This window comes from Myxococcaceae bacterium (genome assembly GCA_016000045.1).
Lineage (GTDB): Bacteria > Myxococcota > UBA727 > UBA727 > JABDBI01 > AER2-1.
Map to the genome: position 1 here is coordinate 70574 of JAECQY010000007.1, position 17980 is coordinate 88553.

The window sequence follows — 17980 nt, forward strand, 5'->3', positions numbered from 1 at the left end:
GCTCAATGCCTTCTTGCTGGCAGATCCGAAAAAATAGGCGTCAACGCCCATTGCTGATCTCGGCGGTTCGTGAATGGAATACCATTGTCTGTTAAAAGGGTGTGGATTTTATAGGGAACAACCTGAACAAGGCGTTTAAGAAACTCGGCAGCTTCTATTTTTCCATACTTTTCTAAGAGTTCAGCGTAGGCGAACTCCGAGGTTCTATCAACCGCTACGAACATATAAAGTTTACCTTCTTCTGTATGCACTTCGGTAATATCGATATGAAAATAGCCAATGGGATAATTTTTGAATTTCTCTTTCTTGTTTGGCTGCTCGACAGTGCTGGGCAGTCGACTAATCCCATGACGCTGCAAACATCGATGAAGAGACGAACGAGTCAGTTCTGGGATTGCGGATTGCAGAGCATCAAGGCAGTCATCCAAAGGCAATAGCGTGTGTTTACGGAACGCTACAATGGCAGCTTCTTGTTCTGGACGCAAAACTGTGGATAGACGCTTTTTAGGACCCATCGAAACATCTTCTACAAAATCCCGCTTCTTCCATTTGGCAACCGTCTTAACGTTCAGAGAGTATCGGCTTGCAAGCTCTGCTAGGCCCGTTTGACTATTTTGTATCTCTCGACGCACCGCCTTTGTCGTTCAGGCACATCCATGAAGTATTTGTCCCATATTGTCTCCCAAGTTGCTTTTGGTACATCACAGACACCATTACAATCTGGGACTAAACATCTAAGAAGTCTCTGATCTTGAGAGGCCCCCAAGATGGAAACCTGGCCTTACTATTCAACAGAGGCTGTACCATGGGAGCTCAGTCCGATTCGGATAAGTGTGCCGAGCTTGGGCTGCGGACTCTCTCCGAAGCGTTCGATGAGTTTGTAACCCGTCTTCCGGCTTATCTGATAGCGTTCACATCGTGCTGCAAAGCAAAACTCATCTGCGAACCAATCGTCAATAAATCTGATTCTCTCTTGATATACTTCGGTTTGATTCCAAGTCATGGGATCCATAGCGATTCTCCTTTTTGAGAGTGTCACCTATCTGCCCGGTCAGCACCCCATGAGCACATACATTTTTACCAAGCACAGGGCATACTAGAAGACACAGATGTCAAGATGGGCGCTCTAAATAACTCGTAGTGATTTCCTGTATAGGTTAGATCAACTTGACCTTGAGTGGCGTTTTGATTGATCACATGCCCTCGAACTTCTCCTTCATTATAAACCACAATTCGTACATCTCGCAATCTGGCTAAAATTCCAAGCTCAATTGGGCCTCCCCACATTTGCCCAACTTGCTCCATGGCATTGATATAGGTTGGAACTTGTTGTTCTGCAAAATCCAATATTCTCCTTTCTATATCTTCAATCCCGAAGCCTGTTCGTAAAGCATTTTGTCGGTATTGCCACAAGTTCTGCATTTGAGTACGTAGATTCTGGGGATAGCCATCTAGCTCATTATCTCTAATATTTTGGGCCAATTGATCTGCTATCTCTGTAAAATATAAATGCAAATTGTTTCTTAACTCTCTAACAACCATTTGTCTGGCACCCAGCGCATTCAATGTCTCTGGGGCGATATGGAGTCCCATGAGAACAGCATTAAACATACAATCTCCGTCTGCAGGTACGCCTAACCGCCGAGAAACACTCACATGTCTATCCAACAAATCATAACGAATTGCGCGAAACCAGTTTAACCTTTCCACAATCGAACCCAACAATGAGCTAGAGACAGATGAAGCACCAATTACATTAGCAAGTGGAACCATATGCCCTTTACTTTCCAGATCTCGTTTACGCTGAGTTAAACTCGTATCAACTTCTGCCAACATGGATATTAATTCATTAAATACTTGAGTGGCTGATTCTCGTCGATGAATTTCATGCATCACATCAACATGCTCAAGAATATTGCGAATATGCACATTTTGAATCACACCTGAATTCACAGAATAGATGATAAAATCGATCAGCTCAGCATCTAATCCTACTTTATAATCTAACTTTTCAAGATATTGTCTCAGGCACGTTTCTAGATGCCTAGAATCTTCATTAACGGCATTCAAATAGCGTGGGTTTGTATTTACGATATTCAAAACTCGCTGTCGTTGTCTGGAATCCGGAAACAAGAAAGTCACAAGGCGATCCCATGAATCCATTGCTAACCGAAGATAGGTGGCTTGTTGTTCGTCATTTCTTAGATGTCCTTCTGTGGGTCCCACATCTAGCCATCGACTCAATGTTTCAAAACTTCTATAGTGAGAGCCACTTAAGTAGGTCTGAACAAAGTCTATCGAATCGTCTCGGTTGAGATTTGCGCAGACAGTGTCGAGTTCTGAGACATGCAAGGTTTCATCGGTCTCTCGCAAAGCATTTCGACCATTAATGCGGTGAAGCATTTCCCGATACTTTTGTTGAACAGAACGCAGCTCTTGCTCAATAACATCGATATCTGACTCTATTTGCTTGACTACTGCATCCTTCTTATCTTGAGGCATCGTTGGGTGCGACACAACGTTGCCCAGCTTTTGTTTCTTTGAAGCAAGCGTCTGCTTTTGCTTATCAGAAAGGCAGGTCTCCAAAGACTGTTGGCGAGCTTGAACCAGCAATCGAGCAAGTTTGTGGGTGTCTTCAGGAAGCCACGAAAGACGTCGGCCAACATTCAATGATAACTCCAAATACGACCGATGCTGCTGTACAATTCGGTCTAATAGTGTACTGGGCTCTCCGATATCTATGAGGCCAGATAAAATATTCTTTAAGCTCATCCCAAGTTCAACAATATCTTGCCGGAGTTCTTGCAAACTCAATCCACCGATATTTCCCTGGCGAATCAAGTGATTCATGCGCGCTCGTACTTCAGGCCTCTTTTGAGGACCTTCTTTAAGAAGATTTCGTAGTTTTTGAAGACTTTCCCATGACATCTCTGGAATTTTAGCCTTAATTCGACGTCCTAGATTCGCACCAATCATTTCATATTTTGCAGTATCTCCTACTTTTTTAACAATTGTGAAGAGTCTACGTCTTTCATCTAGATCTTCAATATTTAACCGAGCAGCCACTCTTGTCAGATCCACTATCTTACCTAAAGAGAACAAGTCATAGGCATGTCTAATAAAAGCATGTAGGTTAAGCATGGACTCCGGTATCCGAGGGTCTCTTAGCGGGACGGAGATATCTCCCCATTGATCGTACTCAGAAAGCATCTGAAAAAATCGCTTGCGCAACGCCAATAAATCTCCTTGCTTATTCCATCTCGGAACTCCTTGAACAAGAAGCTGTTCTGTTACTGCATAATGATTTCTAAAGTTAAATGCAGCACCATTACGGCTTAAGGTGGTGGTTCCTATTGGAAATACATATCTTGAGATCGAATCATCAGAAAAGATTGCTGCTAAAAACTCCAACTCCGGCCAAAGCAAAGTCGCCCGATATTTTTCTTTTGTCTGCTTTGACAATCCGTAACAAAGACGACTCACAAGTGTCAGCGCATTTCGAACGATATCAATGGCATCATAATCTATATCACCACGCTTTAATTCCCTTATTCTGTCAAGAATTCTAATTGCAGAACGAACCGCAATTCGATCTGCAGCCTTCTTATCAGGTGTTCCCTCTACGTCTTCACCTTGCCGAAGCCTTTTAACATATTGCTTTCCCCAACGATTTTCTTGCTTTTCTTGCTCATACTGAGCAATTTGTTGTGATTCCTGTAATCTACTCAAACGAGCTTCGCGTTCATGACCATTTGCCTGATAAGTTTCTGAAAGCAAAATTGAATCTGGCAGTGAATTATGAGCCAAGAGATCTAATAGAGTCAGCGGCAAATCCAATTCACTCGCTAAAGCATAGTGTCGTGCTGTTAATTTGTTTGTTAGATTTGGTAACGCAACATTAGCGCCTTTCTGAATAAGCGATCGAATGATTTGTTCTGCAGCGATGGCGTTCGTGCCCAGCGAGGCTGCCATGAGCGCAGTTCTCCCATACCCATCAGTCCCGTCCAGGTTAATCGTAGGAATACCGATCAACGCCTGAACCAATCGAGTCATACCAGCTGCCGCAGCAAGGTGTAAAGGTGTTTCGAGTTGGTTAATATCAAGAATAGCTAAGTTCGGGTTCTGAGCAAGAAGCATGCAAGCGGCTTGTTCTTGACCTTGACGAATAAGCTCAAGAAGAGATTGTCCAGAGAGCCTGTTAACAAAAAGTAGACAGAGCAGTAAAAATAAAACTGAACGACGACGCATAGTATACTCCAAATGTTCGTTAAGAATACTAAATCAAAATACTGGAATTGACAAGGATTTGTCCGGGTTCAACAGCCATTCCCGCCAACTTAAAAAAATGGCAGGGGATGCAAGAGCAATCCCTTATTTTTGAGAAAAATGCCTCATTTTGACTGATTCAAGCTACGAGAGAATCAACCGCCCCTAGATCCCCAAAAAGGAGATTAACAGTCAGAACAGATTGTGCACACCCTCAGCTGCTGTTGTACCGATGATCCGATAGGATTTTCAAATACAAAACCTTCAAAACTCTCCAGTATAAAAAACTTAAAAACAGCCCGCACCTCTTCCCATAAAACGGGATAGCTCTTCGCAGACGCTTTCGCTCGTTGAAAGCTTTGATCCGATAGCTCTGAAAGCTGATCAATCAGAAACGCCAGCAGCATCAATAAGCCCAGATTGCTGCACAGATTCGGATGCCCGTGCCAGTCATTATGTCCCATCTCATAGCCTTGGTTCTTCAGCGTGTTAAACGTTTCGTTTTCAATCCGCCAACGCGCTCGGCCCCTCGCATCACCGTTTCGAGGGTCGATTCCGATAAAGGAAGATCCGTGATCCAAGCAAAATGCTGCTTTTTGCCTTGGGCGTTGATTTCATCGTATTCCAAAAAATTCACTTTTCTCTCGAAGAAAGTGTCGTTCAAAGGCACTTGATTCAGGAAGCGATAACGTTGGGTAACTCCCGCATGGCAACGAACTACCCCTGTGAGCAAGGAGGACTCGATCCAGTCGTAAAGCAGGCGTAGATTCCCAGGCTTGGCGATAATGATAAATTTCAAATCCAATTCTTGAAGCAGTTCCAGATGCTTGCCGGCCGCATACAGACCATCTTCCGTCACCACTGCCTTTAAGTTCGGATGTTCTCGTCTAAAATCTCTCAAAAGTCGTTCTGCCGCTCGTTGTTCGCAATCGTTTTTGGCCAAGATCTCAGACTTCTGAACTGCCTCCGGAGCCAAGGGAATGACTTGCTTTTGATGAGGATGGACCAAAACGCCACACAATACGGGGTGATAATAGATCTTTTGACCACTTTCGAGCTGCTTGACACAGCAGTTATCGCAGAAAACTTTGGAGGAAGTATGATGTCCGCTGCCGTCCACGGAGAGAAGATAGTGCTGGTTCCAGAAGAGGTAAGATTCCAATATCTTGCCCCGCTGGGCAAAAGCGAAGAGGATTTTAAAGATGCCTCGCAGGCTTTTCGGAGAGAGTTCATCTAAGCGTTCGCGTAGGGTGGTGTCACAAGGGGGATTTTGGACTCGATACAAGGTCTTAAGGTTCGAACCGGTGATTTTTCGGCATTGTTGATCGTATTGGAGCAGAGACGAAAACTTGAGGTGAAATACGGCCAAACCTGCCAGGATGCAATCTAACAAAGAGGGTTTTCCGGTGGCTTGGTGTTTTTTAGGAATCGGAAACTGAGTCGAGAAATAGGGATAGCAAGCTTGAATGAGTGCCGAGAGCGATAGTTCCTCTCGGCCTGAACTAGAAAGCGATTTCATTCCTTGGATGGATCACGTTTTGATTTTCTTGGTAATAAGCTCCAAAGTTTACGAAAATAATTGAGAACCCCATTCATGACAACGCGTCTAAACGCCAATTTATTTTGGCGGGAACTGTTGGTATTTGACAAACCTTTTTCTGCGTTAGAAATGATTCAACGTATCTAAAGTAACCTTGGATTTTCTTTTCAGCGATGGATAGCACCGCTTGAAACAGAACCGAAGCATCAAGAATGTATTTGGGTTAGTTTTTTCGCTTCTTGACTTAACAAAGGCTTGAATCTGGATAAGTGGTGACAAATCACGACGGTTCAACTAATTCGAAAATAGGAGAACTTGTTATGTCAAATAAATTATTGAGCTGTCGTCGAGTATTTACTTTCTTCTTACTGGGTTCTGTTCTATCGATTCCGGTTTTTGCGAATGATTCTGAAGCAGAAAAACTGTCTGAAACCAACTACATACTCTCTAGGAAATGCGCTTTAGCCATGGGTGCCGCTGGAATAGCGACAGGGGCATTCACTGTCGTTGCCTTGCCTGCTGCCCTGTCTTTTGTAGGTTTTACGGCGGCCGGCATTGCAGGAGGCTCATTGGCAGCCGTATGGCAGGCTACGATGGGAGGCGTAGTATCCAGCGGCGGTATCTTCGCGCTCCTTCAATCCATTTCCGCTGCAGGTTTAAGTTTGTCCGGAACCGCTGTTGTAACGGGTTCGACAGGAGTTGCAGTAGCCGCGTTCTGTGAGCTGGTTGATTCGTATTACGCAACATCAAAGTTGTAAATTGGCTCAAGCAAAACTCAAAGACCTATTCACACGCATTTTAACGTGGGCCGATAAACACGGGGAGAACTTCGGCCAGAAACGCCCAAGAGTCGTGGAGCCGACTTGCCATGCTCGACAGAAGCTTTCTATCATCAACATTGCCTTGGGTCAGTCTGAATGCCAAGATTTCTCCGCAGTCATTGATAATCAAATGCAGCTTAAAGCCAAAGAACCAGCCCATGGTTGATTTGCTTCTTTTGCCAAGTTCGCCAAAAACTCGGTTCCGATGAATGCGTTTGTTGTGACAAACTCTCAGTGTCGTTGAATCCACCAAAGCTATCCCTTTTGTTTTGCCACACATTTTAAGCATCAAAAGAGTAATGCGAACAAAGCCCTTGGCATGAGATAGACGAAACGGGAATAAGAAATCAAGTTTGGAAATTCTGAACGCAAATGTCGACAGACATAATCCAAGTAGTAGGTCTTAAAATTTCAATATCCTGAGCTCTGAAACAAAATAAGGATTGTCATTATCTCGCTGAGGGATAGTTTTCCTAGACGTCGACGGATTTTCACTTCACTTCTCACCCCCAGTTGTTTCTCAAAATCTTTTGAAAGGACCTTGCAAAAATCGTCAACAATGCAAAATAGTTCTGTCATCCTGTTTTCTCCTGCGTTGAATGAGAAAAACAGGATGATCTTTAAAAACTCGAATGTGAAGAAAAAATCTCTTATTTTTAGCCTGCTGCAAATCTCTTAAACGAAACTCAGGTTACGTATGTGACCGTTCTGTATTGTTCAAAAGGTCCACTTTCAAATCCGAGATCCATATTCAAAGATAGTAGTTGTAATTTCAATTTTGGAAGAGTAATCCAGATCCTGAGTCTTGAAATTTAATCCATAGGAGCTCGAAATGAATAAGTCCTTTCTTGTTTTTTCTCACGTCTTTCTTGTCTGCTTCGTTTCACAAGCTGAGCTAGCCGTTGGGCGTTCAATTGGTTTTCAGGCTGCCTTTAGCAGTGTCCGGAGTCTAGTTACGTCGCAAATAAGTGGTTCTGGATCGGGTCAGGGCTTGTTTATGTTCCCGTTTCTGTCAAACATCGCTTCGGTTGTCCAAGAAGGAGTCTTGAAAACAGAAGAGATAAGCGAAGAGGCGAAGCGGAGGCAAGATGAGCACAAAAGTTTCTTGAAGCGTGAAAAAACGTTCGAACAACTTATCAAAGAACGCGATGAGCGCATCCAAGAACTAAAGCAGCAGATTGATGAAGCGCGGAATTCTATAAAACGAATTGGCGAGGGTGAGTCTGTTGAGGACATGCAAGTCGAGTTGAGTCAATTACAGGGTTGCTTGAGAGCGAGTCTGTTTGAAGCAGGTACATCTGATGGATTCCATTTTCAGACGGATTCTGCGCCGGGCTGCCTTGAGCAATCGCACGATGCAAATGCTTTTCAGTTACCCGTTTTAGTGGTGCTTCCAAAGGATGGTGATTCTCAAAGTAAAGGTCATTGCGTATTAGTAACAGAGGAAGAACTCAGTCAATGGGCGCCGATAGAGACTCCTGTTGCCGGGCGGGCATATAAGACGGTTAGTCGGATTGGAGGAGCGAATTCGATGCATTGCGGGATATATATTGGAAACTCGGAATGGATCCATATTAATGGAGGCAAGGTTAGGAGAACAACGGGTATTCGATCTTTTGCTTCGGGTGGTATTTATGAGCATTCGGCAAACTCTGTGACTAGGTTTTCTCCTGAATTGGTGGTCATAAGAGCCGAAAAAGCTTTGGAGTTTCAAGAAACGGGGAGTTATGTTTGGCGTTATCTTCCGACTTTATCCAATTGTGAACATTTCACAATGTTAATCATGACAGGTGAGTTTAGAAGTCTCCAGGTTGAGTCTTGGGACTTGAAGCGAAGGCTTGCAGCTGAGGTTGGAAATGGTCTTTTGGCTGCAGGTTCTGTTGCTTGGCGTACTGCTAATTCCGGGAGAATTTTTGATGCTTCAGTAGCTGATTCTCTTCCAGTTGGGTTGTGCAGAAAACCTGAAGAGACGCAGGGAAAAGCTAAGCCTCAATTGCCACCCGGCACAAAATTGAATCGAGAAGGTAAAATTTGTAAGCTTGGCAGAAGTGGAAAATACTACTGTGGAAAGCAATTCCAACCAAAAGGAAAATGTCGCATTTGCGGACACTGTGAAGATGGTAAGTGTGGCCCTAATACAGGGTGCCAATGTTCCGCCTGTTCCGATGTCAGATAGTTAAATGTCCTCAAGAGAGTCTTACAGTAGATCAGTAGGAAGGTTGCGCTTAAAGATTGTTCTTGTACCACGCTAGGAGCGGCAGCGGTTGGAACGTGCGACACAGGCAACGGAACCTGAGAGGAGCTTTGCAGGCTTTAAGGTAGACAGTTCAGGAGTACCCAAGGACGGGGTACACCTCAAGGACTTGTCCGGGGGCTCGAGACATTTGAGGCTGGAAAGGGCTCACTTGGATACCTGAGCCTTCTGGAAAATGTTGGGGTGTTTGTAAACCAATCCCATCATGAGGTTGGTCCCAATTATAGCTGTCGATAAAATCATTCAACATCGGTCGCAGTTCCTGAAGAGAAGTCAGCAAATCAAACAGGTTATAAAAATCCGAACGCCAAGTGCCATTAAGCCGCTCAACAGAACCGTTTCGTTTCGGAGACTTGGGAGCCAGCACCGCCAGAAGAATTCCTCTCTTTAAGCGAACCGCGTTGGAGCAATTGAGTAAAATGATACGACCAGCCGCGCTCTCGCTCGTTCGAACTCTCTCCTGCTGAAGAATCTAGCGGATCTTTCTTTTATCCCAAGTGGGGTGTTCACGACGAAGCTGTAAGATACGAGTTCTGAACTCATGGGGTACTTTCGTTTTTCGCAAAGAGCAGGGACGTCGGCTCTTCGGGATCAACGATTGAAAATTTGGCCGTCTTTCGAGCCTTCCAACGATAGAGAGTGGCTTTGGAGACTCCAACAATCTGAGCGGCATCTCCACTAGAAAGCCCTTTCGAAAGAGCTCGTTCGAAACGTTCCAAAGCGTTCCATCTTTTCAGAGCTACTAGATCATGAGGGCTTATGCGAAGCTTATTTATCGGATAGGTCCGGTAACCGTGTAGGTACTTCATCTGCGTAAAAAAGGCTCTTTTTGGCTTGTGTTCATAACTTCCAAATAGAGCTTCTTTTTTTATTTCGCCAGTCTCACATGTGTTCGAACCTGATCAATCTGGAGTATTTTGCATCAGCCAGATGATTGAAAAGCATCCACGATTTTGTCAAGCCAAAATCGCCTTCCCCCAATATGAGAGGGCATTAAAAAGCTAGATTGACAATCCAAAATTTTAAAATAAAATCAGAGCACAATTTCTGGATTGAGTGTGTATTTTTTTATTATCCTAATCCTAGCTCCCGCAGCAAACGCTCTGGAGTATCTGACCTGGGGTCCTGTGCAAGACTCCGCTGTCAATGCACTCTACCAAGTCTTACCTTCATACCGTTGCGCCCCTACTCTCACCTCTGAAGAACTGCAAGCAACAGCCAAGGCCGCCAGCGCAATATTGACTCTCTTCGCTCCTCAAATCAAAAATCACCCAAGCTATACCGGCGTTTTCACTTGTAACTGCACCATTCACTTCAATCAGCGCGTCCAGCAAGCCAATTGCAACTGGGCTCCGGCAACCGCGCAGCAACTCAGCGAAGAAGCCGTTGGACTCTCATCCGTTTCCTTGCCTTCAGAGCAAAGCGAGCAAATCCTGTTTACGCACCTACTCCTAGCTCATATCTTCGCCGATTGGACCAAGAATAAAAAGCAGCAGTTTCAAACAGATTTATTCTTACGCCCACAAACCCTTACAACCACGCCTTTTCAAAGCTCGAGCCTGCCTGAGCCCCAAACAGATTCTTTGAAGCCCATCGCTACTGAAACCCCATCTGATTCACCCAAGCCGACTGTCACGCAGACTCTCGCTCCTTCCAAAACCGGCTTTCTTTCACGGACCTTCAGCGCCATTGCCAGCGCTACTCAGACGCTGACATCTTGGACCCAAAGCATTTCCAACAGCCAAGTCTTCAGCTCAAGCTGGACATCCACCCCAAAACAGAGTGCCTCGTATTCTCAAACTCCCGAAGCTTCTGATTCTTTCAGCGCTTCACCCACTCGAGCTGATTCTATCTCCCAAACGGACTCTGTTTCCCACTCTCAGAGCGACTCCTTTCGTGCATCTTTCTCGCACACCAAGCCGCTGAGCACCACGCTCTCTCCTATCGAATCGCTCAGCCCAAGCATTCCAGAACTCATTGTCGTCAATCCAGAATACGCCACTTGGAACGCCAGCACCGGCGTCTACGATGACGCAACGAACCAAACTGGACGCTATTCCCTGCCCTGGCCCGGCATCGTATACGATTCCTTGATCAATCGCTATTTTACGCAATCAGCTGTCGGAACTGACGCCACTTTTGCACAAGCTACTCAGCTCTGCGCAGATTTGCGCCTGGGAGGATTTAGTGATTGGCGTGTTCCTGAAGTCATCGAACTCCAGATGGAGATGGATCTCACTCGAATGCCCATGCTTCACCCGATCTTCAATATTTCTGGATCTCAGTGGGCGAACGGAATTTACATTCGAAGTTCTAACTCAAATTGGAATGTTTATTTTAATGCAAATCAATACGATTCAGCAGGAACAGTCTACTATCTACCAAGCACATGGACCAGTAATACAACCTGCGTACGTGGAAAAATTATCCGAAATACCATAGTTCGCTACCAAGATGCAGCGACGAGGGGAAGCGTTAATCAAAATACAACTGAAGTCTTAGATACTGCCACGAATCTTGTCTGGGCACGAAGTTCAGGTGGAGACAATCTCATCTGGAATACCTCAGCTCCTCCAGGGTCTTTTCAGGCCTACTGCCATAACCTTACTCTGAGAGGAGCTCCTAGCCAAGTGCCAACAACCAAACAGATGTCAACGTTAAGAATGCTAAACAATTGGGCTACAACGATCGATGCAACTGTTTTTTCCAACATAGACAACTCTACCGGATATGGTTACTACGCAACTGCCTTAGACCCCTCTCGGAATGATATCAGAGGATCGTACATCCCTTACGATGGTCAAATCAACGGGGGAGCTTATCACGTTCTTTGTGTTCACCAATAAAAAGTGTCCGGCATGAAGGCCGGACAACACAGGTCTTTGCTATCTTTAAGGCTTAGCTGCTAAAGTTTACAGCTGTTATGCCCGTTACAGCTGCTAGTTTGATTGCGTAGTATTTATTTACCCCACCCGCAAAAAACACATACGTATCACTCCCAATCACCGTATACCCAACCTGGCCTACCGTCAGTACAAACGTGCCGCTTAAAGTATTTCCACTAACCGTCCAACCCGTCAGCGCGGTTGAAACGAAGGTAGGAGCTGCTCCACAGGAAATCACATCTTTACTCACATCGAAACCGTTGATGGTCATGTAAACAACCGAATTAGCAGCGTTCACACCGAACGGGGTCGCACTTAACTTTAATGTATCCACGCCCGCACCAAATGTCACAGCAATATTACTACCGGCTGCAGCACCGCTCAAGCTCGCAGGTGCAATTCCCACGATCGACCCACCGGAACCCACTTGAATCACGGGGCTCGTCGCAGAAGCTACCATCATCAGCTTACCACTAAAGTCACTCGCATCCACATTCGCGGAAGCAGCAAGAGCATTGGTTATGAGCAAATCGGTATCCCCAAGAATTGTCAGCTCACCACCTGCAACATTCGTTAAGGTCGTAATCACATTAGCATAGCCGCTCTCTGGATTGCCTAACGACTTCAGCACTGGACTATTCAGCCCACCCGTGAATGTAAGGCCAGCTAAGGTTTGGTTAGCAACCGCTCCGCTCAACGACAGCTCGACATTCGTCGAGTTCATACCATTCGCCGATCCGATCGAAACCGTTCCGCTATTACCTGCCAAGTTGTTGATGAAGAAATTCGAGCCTGCTACAACGTTTGTAAATGTAGCCCCGAAATTCCCGCTTTCAATGGCAAAGTCCTTCACGTTGGAAACCTTGCTGGCGTCTACCCCAGAACCACTTGCTCCAAAGGCCAGGATTTTTGGGTCGATGGTTTGAACAGTCGCTGCTTGAGCATCCGATAAAGAAGCCGCTTCTTTCATCACCAACTTATGAATTCCAGTGAAATTCGCTGCACTAGCCGAATTCAGCCCAGCAGCTGCAGCAATCAGATCGACCCTCCCGTTCCCGGTCACTCCAAAAGTACTTCTCAAAGCGCCCACATTGCTGAGATCAAGCTTCACAGAACCAGTACCACTGGCGTTCACGCTCGTCAGAGCCCCAGGCGCAGAAGGTGTCACATTGAGGTTCGAATTGACGTCCTGGGTCACTACTTTTAAGTTTTCAAGAGTCCCTGAAATCAAGGAGACAATTTTATTGCTGCCTCGCACATCCAGTTCCAAATCCGTTAATTTAGCGCCCGAGAATGTCACTGAAGTCGTATCGATGTAACTGTCTAGCATCAGTTTTTGGCTGGTTGCCGTCGCATCGTTGGTATAGGCAATCGTCAGAGCTCCTGCGATGGCTCCACCGTTGGTGGATACGCTGCTCAGCGTACCGGGATTCGTCACGGCCGTGTCGAAGAATTTCCCACCAACGCCCGAAACTTGTTTGATAACGTTATTCACCATCGACGAAGGCAAGGTCAGAGTGTTTGCATTGAGAGCTCGTGCATCAAAGAACTCAAGCATCTTATTGGACCCATCCAGCCCCCCTAAATTTAAGTTGGCACTGGTCAACGGAGTCACAATCTGAATCTTGGCGAAATTTTTGATCCCAGAAAGATCTTCGCTGTTGTAAGAACCCGAAATGCGCAAAGTATCGATACCACGTCCATCCAAAGCAAGATTTTTCAGGTCGGAAAAAGCATAGCGTAGAGTGGCTGCCACCTTCACACTCGGTGTGTCGCTACCGCCGTTGTCCGTCGCACTCTGTTGAGAAGTGGACCCGCTGTTGTCATCACTGCAAGAGATTGCCCCTATCAAGAGGGCACTTAAAGCCACCGATGTCAGCGACCTCTTCTTCAAATTCCTCATATGTAGCCTCCGTTGAAGGGGAAATCCCTTCCAAGTACTAAAAACTCTAACTCAAAGTGAATTCGAGATTCAAGCAACAGAACGGATTTCTTCTACGGCTCTCGGAGAAAAGTTAAATATTGCTTTAATTTCAAGCGGTTGCTCGATCTTTGCAGACCCTTTTAGATCAAAAACTCGATCTATCGAAACCTGAGGGCTGCCGTTTTAGTCCCGCCCATTGGAGACTTTAAGCCGATGCCGACTATTGGTGAGCTTTGATGTATTCGATCGCATCTTTGACGGTCGTCATTTTTTCAGCCTCTTCGTCTGGAATCTCGGTTTCAAACTCTTCTTCCAGAGCCATAATCAGTTCAACAATATCCAACGAATCTGCTCCTAAATCTTCAATGAAACGAGCCTCTGGTTTCACTTCATCCTCCGATATACCCAGCTGATCGGCAATAATCGCTTTAATACGTCCTTCGATATCCATGATTTTGCACTCTCCTTGCACCTCACCCGACGTAACACGAGTATGCCCATCCGTCGAGTTGCTTCGTGGCTCGTCAGGGCAATCGCAAAGTCAAATGTTTCGGGATGGATCTTCCCTCTTCTGTTGAAAGAGACTTCATGAACTGCGTTCACCACAATGAATGAAAATAGGCGTTCAGCTTGGATGACTGTTTGGATAGACAGGCTAGCCAACCTGAGCTGAGGCCGCTGGGTGACTTCGAGAAAGAGCTATTATAGAAGGTTTCATCCATTCGTTGCATGACTCGCCACGGGTTATTTTTAGATTCCTGGCTTTCTTACGATTCGCTTGAATAATAAGCTGCGCAATCTCAAGCGACTCCTCTCGCAAGCGAGCGCCAATTCCATATTTATGATAACGCGGAAACGCACGAACCACGTTGTCCACACGCACCATCAAATCCATCGCAGATCGGTAAATCGGAAGTCGTTCGTAATAGCTTGTCTCCATCCAGGTGCCTTCTGTTTCCTTTTTAAAATGTCAAAGTGTCAAAATGTCAGCGCTCAACTCAAACAGCGAACGTTGTAGGTGTACGCCGTAATGCGGTTGTACACGTAGCCGTAGGCGAAACGGACAGTCCATCCGTCAGTTGGACCACCCGCCACCGGCGACGATGACCAAAAATAAGTCGCTGGCTCGCCAGAAAACGCGGTGCTGTCCATCATGAGCACCCCATTGTTCTGGCTATAATCCACCAGCGTTTGCAATTCCCGGACTGTCGGCAAACGCCACCTTCCGGCTCCAGAGCCTCCCAGGCTTAGGTTATTGCAATAGGTCATAGCGTCCGCTTGAGTGTACGTTGTGGTAGGCGCTACCTTTTGCCAAACCAGCCCGGTCACCTTGTCGGTCACCGTACCCACGCTCGTTCCGCTGCCTATCGTATACCGAGAGCTGAGAGGCGCTGCATAGCAAGAACGCACACAACGAACCGCGCTGCTCGTCGAGTCGGATGGGTAGTAAGAAACAGGTGGATTGAATGAGCTTTGCACATACCAAGAAGAGCCACTATTTCCGATATCCGGCGAGCCTGACCAAAAGTCTGAAGCGGGCGCTCCGGGAAAGGCCGTGGTATCTAAGCAAGGAGCGGTGGAATTCGTGTAATCGATCAAAGTCCCCAACTCCACGATGTTCGGCGCTCTCCAGTCTGTATAAGCCCCGGTATTTCGGCTCGAGCAATAACTCGCAACTGATGCAAAAATCATCGGTGTCGTGCCAGCGACTTGCTCCCACTGCATACTCGTCAGTGCATCACTCACGACTCCGTTTGAAATCGTATACCGACCCGTTTGATTCACCGCATCGCTATAGATACCGGTGCTGTGATTCCAGGCAGCTAAGAGACCGTTCAATAGCTGCACCGTGCCCGAAGAACAAGCAAAGGGAGGGCTCGCGTTTGCTTCTTGGCTCGAGGTAATGGTATGGCTCATGCTTGCTTCTTGGCTCGAAGCAAGACTCGCTGTCAACGTCGATTTCGGCAGAATACGATAATGCGCTTGAAGCATTTGAGCCTGCGACCACCCTACCACCATACGCGTTTGCAAAAGGTGGTAATGCCTCAGGGCCAGCTGATCTGCGATCGCCAGTTCCGCAAAGGATCCACAATCGCTGCTCAAGGCCGATGCCGGCTCAAAACCTGGCCAGCAGTCCACGCGCTCGACTTCTACATCGAAAAACACCGAACAATTAAGCTCAAAGGGCATGCGGTACCCGGAACTCGATTTGACTTGATCCGCAGTCCGATTCAGAACCGCTCGAACGGCTGCTTGACTCTGATTATCCGTCGAAAGATTTTGGAAATACGCATGGAAATGGTCCCCAAAATCCGTGCTAATCGAAAACTGAGCCAAGACGCTGAAAGAAAAACAAAGCATCCAAGCGAATTTCAACATTCTATCCTCATTCGAACGCCTGAGCAGCTTATGCAAGAGGTTTCCGAGCCTCTATCTAATACGCCAACTGGCGACTTTTCACAAAGCTTGTGCACATCGGATACTCTAAAGCCACCCAACGTTTTGATGTCGAGCCACACATTCATTTTGCCCAAAGTGGGCTCGAAAGGCAATCGCATCCACGCGCTTACGCTTATGCCTACCACAGGCTAAGGCCGCGCGATGAACACTCTCCCAACTGAGCCACGCTTTTTTCATCCCTGATGTTCTCCCATCTAAAGCGCTCAACTCACACAGCGAACGATGCCGTAGCCCGCCGTACCGGAGTAGGTCATGTAGCCGACGCCGAAAGAGACACCCCAACCACCAGTAGGAATACCCGCCACCGGTGACGATGACCAGAACCAATTCGCTGGCTCGCCCGAAAACGCGGTGCTGTCCATCATGAGCGCCCTACTGTTCTGGCTGTAATCTACCAGCGTTTGCAATTCCCGGACTGTCGGCAAACGCCACCTTCCGGCTCCAGAACCCCCCAGGCTTAGGTTATTACAATAGGTCATAGCCCCCGATTGACTATAAGACCCATCACCATTCGGACCACCGCTCGTAGGCGCCACCTTCTGCCAAACCAGCTCGGTCACCTTGTCGATCACCGTACCCGCAGTCGTTCCGCTGCCTATCGTATACCGAGAGCTGGGAGGTGCTGTATAGCTAGAACGCACACAACGAACCGCGCTGCTCGTCGAGTTGGATTGGAAGCTAGACTCAGGTACATTGGATGAGCTTCGCACATACCAAGAATAGCCACTATTTCCAATATCCGGCGAGCCTGACCAGAAGTCTGAAGCGGGCGCTCCGGGAAAGGCCGTCGCATCTAAGCAAGGAGCGGTGGAATTCGTGTAATCGATCAAAGTCCCCAACTCCACGATGTTCGGCGCTCTCCAGTCTGTATAAGCCCCGGTATTTCGGCTCGAGCAATAACATCGCACCGATGTAAAAACCATCGGTGTCGCGCCAGCGACTTGCTCCCACTGCATACTCGTTAGCGCATCGCTCACGACTCCGTTCGAAATCGCATACCGACCCGTTTGCTTCACCGCATCGCTGTAGACACCGGTGCTGTGATTCCAGGCAGCTAAAAGGCCGTTCAGCAGCTGCGCCGCGCTCGAAAAACAAGCATCGGCACCTGCGTCTTCACTTTCAGAAAGACTTGCTGTCAACGTCGATTTCGGCACAATGCGGTAATGCGCTTGAAGCATTTGAGCCTGCGACCACCCTACCACCATACGCGTTTGCAAAAGGTGGTAATGCCTCAGGGCCAGCTGATCTGCAGTGGCCAGTTCCGCAAAGGACCCACAATCACTACTCAAGGCCGATGCCGGCTCAAAACCCGGCCAGCAGTCCACGCGCTCCACTTCTACATCGAAAAACACCGAGCAATTGAGCTCAAAGGGCATGCGATATCCGGTACTCGATTTCACTTGATCCGCAGTCCGATTGAGAACCGCTCGAACGGCTTCTTGACTCTGATTATCCGTCGAAAGATTTTGGAAATACGCATGGAAATGGTCTCCAAAATCTGTGCTAATCGAAAACTGAGCCAAGGCGCTGAAAGAAAAACAAAGTGCCAAACTAAACTGAAACATTTAATACCCTCGATTTTCGCAAATCACCCGAATGAGTTCTTCGAGCCGGTTCAAATCCAGATCTCGAGGCATGGCATTTCTTTTAACGCGTTGTGTCCACCTTTGAGGCAAAACAAGCTTTGCTTTGACACAATGACCTTTCCACAAAGACCAACCCCAAAGCCCCAGATCAACTCCCGCCTTCACAAAACTGATATAACCCAATGCCAGAGGAATCCCCTCTGCGATTCCTTGCAAAGCATCGTTTTCCTCAGCGCTTTCTGAA

16 protein-coding genes are annotated in these 17980 nt (G+C 46.9%); 3 read left to right on the plus strand and 13 right to left on the minus strand.

The features are described from left to right. Nucleotides 1-2 precede the first annotated feature (2 nt). The 3 genes from I8H75_04990 to I8H75_05000 form a co-directional block, all read right to left on the minus strand. Nucleotides 3-632: a DDE-type integrase/transposase/recombinase gene (locus tag I8H75_04990; protein MBH2006681.1), complete on the minus strand. Its 630-nt coding sequence runs from the start codon at nt 630-632 to the stop codon at nt 3-5. A 445-nt stretch (nt 633-1077) separates the two neighbouring features. Continuing rightward, nucleotides 1078-4248, minus strand: coding sequence for an ankyrin repeat domain-containing protein (locus I8H75_04995; GenBank protein ID MBH2006682.1), 3171 nt, complete (start codon nt 4246-4248; stop codon nt 1078-1080). A gap of 499 nt (nt 4249-4747) precedes the next feature. Continuing rightward, entirely contained in the window at nt 4748-5785 is a 1038-nt protein-coding gene (locus I8H75_05000; GenBank protein ID MBH2006683.1) for a hypothetical protein, read from the minus strand. A gap of 341 nt (nt 5786-6126) precedes the next feature. Between I8H75_05000 and I8H75_05005 the strand changes: the two genes are divergently transcribed. Beyond that, entirely contained in the window at nt 6127-6564 is a 438-nt protein-coding gene (locus tag I8H75_05005; GenBank protein ID MBH2006684.1) for an interferon alpha-inducible IFI6/IFI27 family protein, read from the plus strand. A 40-nt stretch (nt 6565-6604) separates the two neighbouring features. Here I8H75_05005 and I8H75_05010 read toward each other — a convergent pair whose 3' ends face one another. Next, on the minus strand, nt 6605-6916 hold the full coding sequence (locus tag I8H75_05010; protein ID MBH2006685.1) for a transposase: 312 nt from the start codon (nt 6914-6916) through the stop codon (nt 6605-6607). Between the two features lie 708 nt (nt 6917-7624). Here I8H75_05010 and I8H75_05015 point away from each other — a divergent pair. After that, entirely contained in the window at nt 7625-8803 is a 1179-nt protein-coding gene (locus I8H75_05015) for a hypothetical protein (GenBank protein MBH2006686.1), read from the plus strand. 151 nt (nt 8804-8954) lie between these two features. Here the strand turns inward: I8H75_05015 and I8H75_05020 are convergent, their stop codons facing one another. Both I8H75_05020 and I8H75_05025 read right to left on the minus strand, forming a co-directional pair. After that, nucleotides 8955-9248 carry a transposase gene (locus I8H75_05020; protein ID MBH2006687.1) on the minus strand — a complete coding sequence of 98 codons (294 nt, stop codon included), beginning with the start codon at nt 9246-9248 and terminating at the stop codon, nt 8955-8957. Between the two features lie 172 nt (nt 9249-9420). Continuing rightward, on the minus strand, nt 9421-9690 hold the full coding sequence (locus I8H75_05025; protein ID MBH2006688.1) for a helix-turn-helix domain-containing protein: 270 nt from the start codon (nt 9688-9690) through the stop codon (nt 9421-9423). A gap of 249 nt (nt 9691-9939) precedes the next feature. On the opposite strand from I8H75_05025, the gene I8H75_05030 reads away from it, so the two are divergent. Continuing rightward, a complete protein-coding gene (locus I8H75_05030; protein MBH2006689.1) occupies nt 9940-11727 on the plus strand; it encodes a hypothetical protein in 1788 nt (595 codons plus the stop codon). 52 nt (nt 11728-11779) lie between these two features. On the opposite strand, the gene I8H75_05035 is transcribed toward I8H75_05030, so the two are convergent. The 7 genes from I8H75_05035 to I8H75_05065 all read right to left on the minus strand — a co-directional run. After that, complete coding sequence (locus I8H75_05035; protein ID MBH2006690.1) at nt 11780-13669, minus strand: hypothetical protein; 1890 nt, start codon at nt 13667-13669, stop codon at nt 11780-11782. Between the two features lie 241 nt (nt 13670-13910). Next, nucleotides 13911-14144 carry an acyl carrier protein gene (acpP, locus tag I8H75_05040; protein MBH2006691.1) on the minus strand — a complete coding sequence of 78 codons (234 nt, stop codon included), beginning with the start codon at nt 14142-14144 and terminating at the stop codon, nt 13911-13913. 201 nt (nt 14145-14345) lie between these two features. Further along, nucleotides 14346-14630: a four helix bundle protein gene (locus I8H75_05045; GenBank protein ID MBH2006692.1), complete on the minus strand. Its 285-nt coding sequence runs from the start codon at nt 14628-14630 to the stop codon at nt 14346-14348. Between the two features lie 53 nt (nt 14631-14683). After that, complete coding sequence (locus tag I8H75_05050) at nt 14684-16069, minus strand: DUF1566 domain-containing protein (protein ID MBH2006693.1); 1386 nt, start codon at nt 16067-16069, stop codon at nt 14684-14686. Between the two features lie 105 nt (nt 16070-16174). Beyond that, nucleotides 16175-16327, minus strand: coding sequence for a hypothetical protein (locus I8H75_05055; GenBank protein ID MBH2006694.1), 153 nt, complete (start codon nt 16325-16327; stop codon nt 16175-16177). Nucleotides 16328-16353: 26 nt separating this feature from the next. Beyond that, the gene (locus I8H75_05060; protein ID MBH2006695.1) at nt 16354-17715 is read right to left on the minus strand and encodes a DUF1566 domain-containing protein; all 1362 of its coding nucleotides are present in this window, start codon (nt 17713-17715) and stop codon (nt 16354-16356) included. Next, the coding region (locus I8H75_05065; GenBank protein MBH2006696.1) for a hypothetical protein at nt 17716-17980 on the minus strand (265 nt) is incomplete at its 5' end.